Annotated in this window: 7 protein-coding genes; all 7 read right to left on the bottom strand. The window is 37.3% G+C overall.

What is annotated here, in order from left to right:
- Positions 1–774: UDP-N-acetylglucosamine--N-acetylmuramyl-(pentapeptide) pyrophosphoryl-undecaprenol N-acetylglucosamine transferase (locus tag AC1DJR_RS10110; RefSeq protein ID WP_477002528.1), on the bottom strand; the 774-nt coding region annotated here is incomplete at its 3' end.
- 102 nt (positions 775–876) lie between these two features.
- Positions 877–1968, bottom strand: a complete 1092-nt coding sequence (gene spoVE / locus AC1DJR_RS10105; RefSeq protein WP_477002527.1) for a stage V sporulation protein E — start codon at positions 1966–1968, stop codon at positions 877–879.
- A gap of 89 nt (positions 1969–2057) precedes the next feature.
- On the bottom strand, positions 2058–3410 hold the full coding sequence (murD, locus tag AC1DJR_RS10100) for a UDP-N-acetylmuramoyl-L-alanine--D-glutamate ligase (protein ID WP_477002526.1): 1353 nt from the start codon (positions 3408–3410) through the stop codon (positions 2058–2060).
- Positions 3411–4385 carry a phospho-N-acetylmuramoyl-pentapeptide-transferase gene (gene mraY / locus AC1DJR_RS10095; protein WP_002014738.1) on the bottom strand — a complete coding sequence of 325 codons (975 nt, stop codon included), beginning with the start codon at positions 4383–4385 and terminating at the stop codon, positions 3411–3413.
- 22 nt (positions 4386–4407) lie between these two features.
- Complete coding sequence (gene murE, locus AC1DJR_RS10090; RefSeq protein ID WP_002014740.1) at positions 4408–5883, bottom strand: UDP-N-acetylmuramoyl-L-alanyl-D-glutamate--2,6-diaminopimelate ligase; 1476 nt, start codon at positions 5881–5883, stop codon at positions 4408–4410.
- Positions 5884–6093: 210 nt separating this feature from the next.
- Positions 6094–8010 carry a stage V sporulation protein D gene (locus tag AC1DJR_RS10085; RefSeq protein WP_002014741.1) on the bottom strand — a complete coding sequence of 639 codons (1917 nt, stop codon included), beginning with the start codon at positions 8008–8010 and terminating at the stop codon, positions 6094–6096.
- 81 nt (positions 8011–8091) lie between these two features.
- The coding region (locus AC1DJR_RS10080) for a penicillin-binding transpeptidase domain-containing protein (RefSeq protein ID WP_477002525.1) at positions 8092–9238 on the bottom strand (1147 nt) is incomplete at its 5' end.

The following is a 9238-nucleotide window of genomic DNA, read 5'->3' as shown; positions in this document are numbered from 1 at the left end:
CGTCAGTACCTCTGGCATATTATGAATAAAAGGTTTAATAATAACATTATTCGGATTCCCTTTTTGTTTCACGGCTTCCATAACTTTATCATAATGTACTTCGCCTGTTACATATAATACTTCGTAACTTTTATTCCCAAATTGTTCAATCGCTTCTACAAAAGCATCGTTAATCGGTCTAGCCCCGCGGCTCCCACCAAAAATAAGCACGGATTTTTTAGAAAGGGATAGTCCTACCGAACGTTTTCCTTTCATTCCATTTTGGTCCATTACTTCTGATGCACGTGGATTACCTGTCATAACCACTTTTGACTGTGGAAAATGTTCTGCAGCTGCTTCAAAACAAACTGCAACTTTATCGACATAACGACTTAAAAATTTATTCGTTACACCAGGTACACTATTTTGTTCATGAACAATAGTCGGAATACCTAATTTAGCCGCAGCATATACAACTGGCCCACATACGTATCCACCCGTACCAATCACAATATCAGGGTTAAAACGACGAATATATCGTTTACTATCTTGAACACCTTTTAGGAAACGCATCACGGTTTTTACATTATCAAGAGATATTTTTCGTTTAAATCCACTTATAACAATAGATTGGAACGGAATACCCGCTTTCGGTACGATGGTACTCTCTAATCCATTCTCTGTACCAATGTATAAAAATCTTGCTTCCGGATTTAGTTTTTTTATTTCTCTAATTAAAGCAAGAGCTGGATAAATATGTCCTCCAGTACCCCCACCACTTACTAATACTCGCACTACTGATTCCTCCACTTCCCTGTTCTTATTCAATCGTATTTATTTCTATATACATATTGTATTTTCACACACACACGAAAAACCCTGTCTTTTAAACAGGGTTTAATAGCGAGAATGGCGACTTATATTCAATAATACACCAACTGCCATTAACATTAAGGTCAAACTTGATCCACCATAACTTAAAAATGGCAAAGTAATACCGGTAACAGGCATCAGTCCTGTTACAACACCAACATTAATCATTACTTGAATCGCAATCATCGCCACAATACCTACTGCTAAAAACGTACCATATAAATCTGGCGCTCCTAATGCTATACGAATCCCACGCCATAATAATAGACTAAATAATAATAACACAAATGARCCACCAATAAAACCTAATTCCTCGGATAAGATYGCAAATATAAAGTCTGTTTGTGGTTCAGGTAAATAAAGAAATTTTTGTCTACTTTGTCCAAGTCCAAGCCCAAATAAACCACCAGGTCCAATTGCGAGTAACGATTGGATAATTTGAAATCCACTTCCGAGCGGATCCGACCACGGATCTAAATATGATGTGATGYGTTTCATTCGATATGGCGCTGATGCAATTAACCCTACAAATCCCGCTGCACCAAGCAAACCAAACATTGCAAAGTGAAAGACCCTTGCTCCCGAAATAAATATCATAATAATACATGTCCCAATCATTACCGTTCCCGTACCAAGATCTGGCTGTAACATAATTATCCCAAAAGCAAGAAATACAAAACTAAGAGCCGGTAGTAAACCTCGTTTAAAAGATGTAATTAATTTTTGTCGTTCCGCTAAAAATTTTGCTAAGAAAATAATCATCGCAAATTTCATAAACTCTGACGGTTGGATAGAAAATGCCCCGATTCCAATCCAACTTCGCGCCCCTCCACGAACGAGACCTACTCCAGGAATAAGAACGAGAATAAGAAGAACGAAACAAACTAGTAAAATTACTTTTGAATACGTACGCCAYACCCAATAATCAATTTTCATCAGAAAAAACATAGCTACTACCCCAAGACTTGCAAATAACAATTGYCTTTTTGCAAAAAAGAATGAATCCCCCATTTTATAAGAGGCCCAAACCGCACTCGCACTATAAACCATAATCATTCCGATTGTTAACAAYGCAAGTGTAACGATGATGAGAATAAAATCAGGCGTTTTCTTCATTACCCATGAACACCACCTCTTTGGGCAGAACCTTTGCCCTATGTAACAAAACATCAGTAGGTGTTAGCCTACTGATGTTTTGATTTACTTTATATAAGTTTATGCACAGCTTGTATAAAAATGTCTCCTCTTTCTTCAAATGTTTTAAATTGATCCCAGCTTGCACATGCTGGTGAAAGAAGAATTACATCACCATCGGTAGAATGAGCATAAGCTTTCACTACTGCATCATCTAAAGTATCAACACTTTCAATTACATCTAATCCTGCTTTTTCTGCCGCTCTTACTAATTTTGGTGCAGTTTGTCCAAATGTCACAATCGCTTTGACATGTTTAAAATATGGAATTAAATCATCAAATTCATTACCACGATCAAGTCCACCAGCCAATAATACAATCGGTTGTGTAAATGCAGATAATGCTTTTTCTGTCGCTAGCATATTCGTCGCTTTTGAATCGTTATAAAATTTACGATTATTAATCGTTGTTACATATTCTAAGCGATGTTTTACACCTGTAAAACTTTTTAACACAGCAGTAATTGCTTCATTAGAAACACCTAGTAATTTAGCAATACTCATTGCTGCTAAAATATTTTCTAAATTGTGCTTACCAGGTAAAACAATATCACTTACTTTAACTACTTTTTCGCCTTTAAAATAAAGAGCGTTATCTTTTATATACGCACCATCTTCAATTTCTTTCGTCGTCGAAAATAATACTTTCTKTCCTTTACTATATGCCGATAACGCCATGACATCTGCATCATCTGCGTTAATTATACTATAATCTGTTTCAGTTTGGTTTTTGAAAATATTCGCTTTCGCCAAACCATACTCTTTCTTCGTCCCGTGATAATCTAAATGCGCTTCAAATAAATTTAAAAAGGCTGCAATTTTTGGTTGGAACGATTCCACTCCCATCAATTGAAACGATGAAAGTTCCGTAACGACAACTTCATTTTCCTTCGCCAATTGTGCAACTTCACAAGCTACAGTACCTATATTCCCCGCAATAACTGGGTGCTTTTGTCCTTCTTTTAACATTTCAAACGTTAACATTGTCGTTGTTGTTTTACCGTTAGATCCCGTAATCCCAACGAACGGTGCTGCTGAAATGGAATATGCTAATTCAACCTCAGTTACAATTGGAATTTGTTTTTCTTTCGCCGCCACTAAGAGTGGATTAGAATATGGAATTCCTGGATTTTTTACGACAAGTGAAATGTTTCTCTCCAGCAATTCTAATGGATGTCCACCACATACAACATCCATTCCTTCCGCTTGTAACTCAGCTGCAAGCACATTACCCGCCAATGGTTTCCCATCATTTACAATGACGTTTGCCCCTAATTTTTTTAATAAAGTAGCTGCTGCATAACCACTTTTAGCAATACCTAATACAAGAACATTTTTATTTTGATATTCAGTTACAGTTTTCAATTACATCCACACCCCGATATAAATTCCTAGCACAGCTAATAAAAATCCTACAGACCAAAACGTTACAACAACGCGCCACTCTGACCAACCACATAATTCATAATGATGATGTAATGGACTCATTTTAAAGACACGTTTTCCTGTTGTTTTGAACGAAATAACTTGGATAATAACAGATAAAGTTTCCGCTACGAATACACCGCCAATAATAACGAGTAACAATTCTTGTTTTAACAAAATCGCTACAGCTGCGATAGCACCACCTAAAGCTAGAGAACCAGTATCCCCCATAAATACTTTCGCTGGATTCGCATTGAATACTAAAAAGCCAAGTACAGCTCCTACRACTGCCATACAGAAAATCGCTACCCCAAATTGTTCTTGAGCTACAGCAATAATACTAAATGCTCCGAATGCAATAGCAGCTGTTCCTGATAATAAACCATCTAAACCATCTGTTAAATTAACCGCATTTGATCCACCAATAAGCATAAATAATACGAGAACAAAATACGCCCAGCCTAATTCAAATTTAACATCAGTTCCTGGAATCATGATATAMGTGTGAAATGCTTGCCCTTTTCCAATTAAAAAGAACGCAATAGCAATTACAAGCTGACCAATCAATTTTTGTTTTGATGTTAAACCAAGATTTCTTTTCTTTACTACTTTTATGTAGTCATCTAAAAATCCGATTAATCCGTACCCAAATGTAACTAATAATAACAATGATACTTCTGCACCTAAATTGTTAAATTTAATCGCCATAATAAGCGTAGTCACCATCATAGATACATATATGACAATACCACCCATCGTTGGTGTCCCTGATTTCTTTTGGTGTGACTTCGGTCCTTCGTCACGAATACTCTGTCCGAACTTTAACTTTCTTAAAAATGGAATAAATAATGGCGAAAGGGCAACAGAAATTAAGAATGCTACCCCAGCCGTTACTAATAAACCTTGTTCAAGCACATGTAGTCCTCCTCTCATGCTGTTACACTTCGTTGTTTAAACGCTCCGTGATTGCTTCTTTAGCAACTTCACGATCGTCAAAATGATGAACTTCTTTACCAATAATTTGATACGTTTCATGCCCTTTACCAGCAATAATAATAATATCTTCTGCTTTTACTTTCGAGATAGCGGAACGTATCGCTTCTTTTCGATCGACAATTACTTCATAATTATTCCCATTTACATCATTTACCATATCATCTAAAATAGCCTTCGGATCTTCACTTCTTGGATTATCTGATGTATAAATTGCGTGAGTTGCATATTCGGTTGCGACACTTGCCATTATTGGTCTTTTCGTTCTATCTCTATCACCACCGCAACCAACGATACAATATACATCGCCTTTTGCAAACTGTTTTGCTGTTTTTAGTACGTTCTCTAAGCTATCAGGTGTATGCGCATAGTCAACAATAACTGTGTAATTTTGTCCACCATCAACAACTTCAAAACGTCCAGGAACGCCAGCAAGCTCTTTAATTACATCAATAATTGTTTGTAAGCTCACTCCTGAAACAAGACCTGCTGCTGTAGCAGCTAACACGTTGTATACATTAAACTTACCAATTAATTTCATCGTAACATTTACAGTTTCGTACGGTGTTACAAGTGTAAATGTTGTACCGCCACTCGTCATTACGATATCTCGTGCCATAATGTCGCTTGCAACATCTATACCGTATGTTACAACAGTAGCTGCTGTACTTCTCATATACTCTTCTGCTACTGGATCATCACTGTTTAATATAGCGTATTTTTCACGATTATGATGATAACTATTGCCAAGCTGTGCGAAAAGCAACCCTTTCGCATGTTTATATTCTTCCATCGTTTTATGATAGTCTAAATGATCTTGTGTTAAATTCGTAAATACTGCAACATCATAATCGCACCCGTGTACACGGCCAAGATCTAAAGCATGAGACGAAACTTCCATTACTGTGCTATCCACACCTTGTTCAACCATTTTTGAAAATGTCTGTTGAAGTGTTAGTGCATCTGGTGTTGTATTTTTCACCTCAAATGTTTCATCACCGATTTTCATATTAATCGTTCCAATTAGCCCTGTTTTATGACCATGTGCGCGCATAATTTCATCCATAATATGCGATGTTGTTGTCTTTCCATTTGTACCTGTAATACCGATTAAATGTAACTTGTGTGTTGGTTGGCCATAAAAATAATCAGCTAAAACCGCTAGCGAACGAAAAGTATTTTTCACAAGTACAACTGGAACGTCAACATCAATTGGTCTTTCCGCAACAATAGCAGCCGCTCCTTGTGCGGCTGCTTGCTTAGCAAAGTCATGGCTATCAACCGTATATCCTTTCATACATATAAATAAGCTTCCCTCTTTCACTTTACGTGAATCCGCTTCAATAGATGTTATTTCTGGATTTTCTGTTGGAACAACTGGAAAATCATGCAAACATGATACAAGTGTATGCAACTTCATTTCACTAAACCCTCTCTACATTGTTTATTTATCTCTTATTTTAGCAAGTAACACGTTACCTCCTAGTTATATAAAAATAGGAGGTAAGTGCTACTATAGTCTAATCAATAGATTTATTTATTAATGAGACACTTATCGTCTCAAGTAAAGCAATTTTTCTATAAAGAACTCACTTCCACCAATTGTACCATAAAACACAATCAGTTACCTTTAATTCCCGAAGTAAATTCTAACTTTTGAACCCTCTTTTACTTTAGCTCCGGCTTCTGGTGATTGTTTAATTACTTTCCCACCATCACCACTTATATCAAGCTTCAAGTCTACAAGTTGCGTTTGTAAATCTTTCTTTTTCATACCAATTAAATTCGGAACTTCCACAGTTGGTGTATCGCCCCATTTATATTCTTTCTCAACTTGCTCTTTTCTCGGTTCCACTCCCATTACAGGAAGTGCGTCACGAAGAATATTCCCAACAATAGGTGCTGCTACAACTCCACCAAATTGAGTGACTCCTTTTGGATTATCCACTGCTACATAAACAACAATTTGCGGATCGTCAGCTGGAGCAAAACCGATAAATGATACAATATAGTTATTATCTAAATATTTTCCATCTTTCACCTTTTGAGCAGTTCCAGTTTTTCCACCTACACGATATCCATCAATATAAGCCCCTTTACCCGAACCTTTCGCTACAACATTCTCTAATGCGTAACGAACTTTCTCTGAAGTTTCCTTGGAAATAACTTCCCTTTTCGCAACAGGTGTCTTTTTGCTGACAACTTGATTATTCTTCGGATCAATAAATTCCTTCGCTATATATGGCTGATACAAAGTTCCACCATTTACAGCGGCTGCTACAGCTGCTACTTGTTGAATCGGTGTAACAGAAACACCTTGCCCAAATGAAGTCGTCGCTTGCTCGACTGGACCAACTTTATCTAAATTAAATAAAATCCCGCTACCTTCACCTTGTAAATCAATTCCGGTCTTCTGTCCAAACCCGAAATTGCGAATGTATTTAAACAATCGATCTTTACCAAGACGATCACCGAGTTCAATAAATCCTGGGTTACAAGAGTTTTGAACTACCTCTAAAAACGTTTGGCTACCATGGCCGCCAGCTTTCCAACACCGCAATCTAGCTCCACCAACTTCAGCTGCCCCATCATCATAAAATGTATCTTTCTCTAAGTCTACTAAATTTTCATTCAAGGCTGCAGCTAATGTAATAATCTTAAATGTTGACCCCGGCTCATACGTACTCCATACAGGTAAGTTTCTGTTATATACTTCCGGAGAAACACTTTGGAAATCTGCTGGATCAAAACTTGGTCGACTTGACATACCTAAAATTTCACCATTTTTCGGATTCATTGCAATTGCTATCATACCGTCAGGATTATACGTTGATTCCGCAATATTCATTTCTCTTTCCATAATCCTCGTAATGCGCGAATCAATTGTTAATCCTAAATTCAAGCCGGCTTCTGGTTTTTTGAAATCATCTCCAACGTTAGGCATTCTCTGTCCTTTCGCGTCTGCAAAAAATCGCACATGACCTTTATCACCATTTAGCTCTTTATCATAATATTTCTCTAGTCCCATAAGCCCTTGATTATCACTGCCCGCAAATCCTAATACGTGTGATAAAAAATTACCGAATGGATAGTACCGGATAGAATCCTCTGCGATGTACACACCCTTTAAACTTAATCCGCGTACTTCTTTCGCTTTGTCATGCGATATTTTCCTTCCGCCTTTATCAAGCCTTACAATCGATTCTTTTTTTGTAATCCGCTTATAAACATCATCTTTTTCCACACCTAATACTGCAGCTAACTTCTCTGCAGTCTCTGCTGGTTTTTCAATTTGCCTCGGCACAACAAAGACGGTCGGTGCACTTTTATTCGTAGCAAGCTCCACACCATTTCGATCTAAAATTTTCCCTCGCTCTGGTTCAAAAGTAATATTACGACTCCATGAATCCTTCGCACGATCCGTTAACATATTTCCAAGAAAAAATTGCACATATCCAAGACGAATATCGATAATGGTGAAAATGAGTATACCCGATATAAGTATAAAAATAAGTCGTTTTCTAACTGTTACATTTGATACACGCATATTGGAACAAGCCTCCCTTACGCCTAGCTTGTTCCAATATATGCTTGTACTTATTTAATTAGAACTTCTTCCCTATTACCATTATGGCTTTTCTGCTTCTTGCTGCGGTTCAAGTGGTGGTACGAGTGTTACACCTAATTCTGTACCAGGTTGCAACACTGTCCCTTCCGCTACACTTTGCTCAGTTACATATCCTGTACCAGAAGGTTTTAAGTTAAGCTTTAATGTTTTTGCTAAATTCATAACATCACGCAGTGCCCATCCCTGTATATTTGGCATTGTAGGTTTATCTCCTACTAAGAAGACTCGATCACCCTTTAATGTTTGTTCAGTTGCTTTTGGCACTTGCTGCTGCACTTTCCCTTCACCTAATACGATTGGACGAAGTTTTGCTTTATCAATTGTTTTTTTCGCTTCTTCCATCGTTTTTCCGGTTACATCTGGAACGACAGTTTGTTGTTCTTTCACATATTTTTTCGGGTCTTTTACTTCATTCGGCTTAATCTTTAAGTACTCTAAGCTATTTTTCGTTACATATTTAAAGATATCTGCTAAAGGTTTAGCCCCGTTTTCATCATCTTTTAATTTTGGTTGTTTAACGGACACATACACAACAAGTTGCGGATCGTCCATCGGTGCCATACCTAAGAATGAGAATATATAATTCTCTCTTCCCGTCATATAGCCACCTTTCCCGTCAGGAATTTGTGCTGTACCTGTTTTCCCCCCGACTGAGTACCCATCAACTTTATATGCAGTTCCTGTTCCTTTCGGTGATGTAACAACACGTTCTAGTAATTGCCTTACTTGCGCTGCTGTGTCTTTGGAAACAGGTTTCCCTACTTCTTTTGGTTTATGCTCTAGCTGTACTTTACCTGTTATTGGATCCACAATTTTATCAATTGTATAAGGTTTCATCATTTTCCCATCATTTGCAATCGCTGTTGCAGCTTGTACAAGTTGAATTGGTGTAACTGTAGAACCTTGTCCAAACGCTGTTGTTACTTGTTGTATTTGTTGATCAAATAAAATTGTATTTGACCCTTCACCAAGTAAATCAATGTTTGTTTTTTCATCTAATCCAAAATTATGAATATATTTCCGGAAACGATCTGGACCAAGCTTTTGATCACCTAAAATTGCAAACGCTACGTTTGAAGAGCGCTCTACCCCTTCGTCAAAAGTAATAGAACCCCATCCAGCGCCGCCGTTATGATCTTTTATTTTG

The sequence above is a fragment of the Bacillus sp. 05T31 genome, from assembly GCF_056396725.1.
This window is presented reverse-complemented; position numbering and strand designations above follow the sequence as displayed.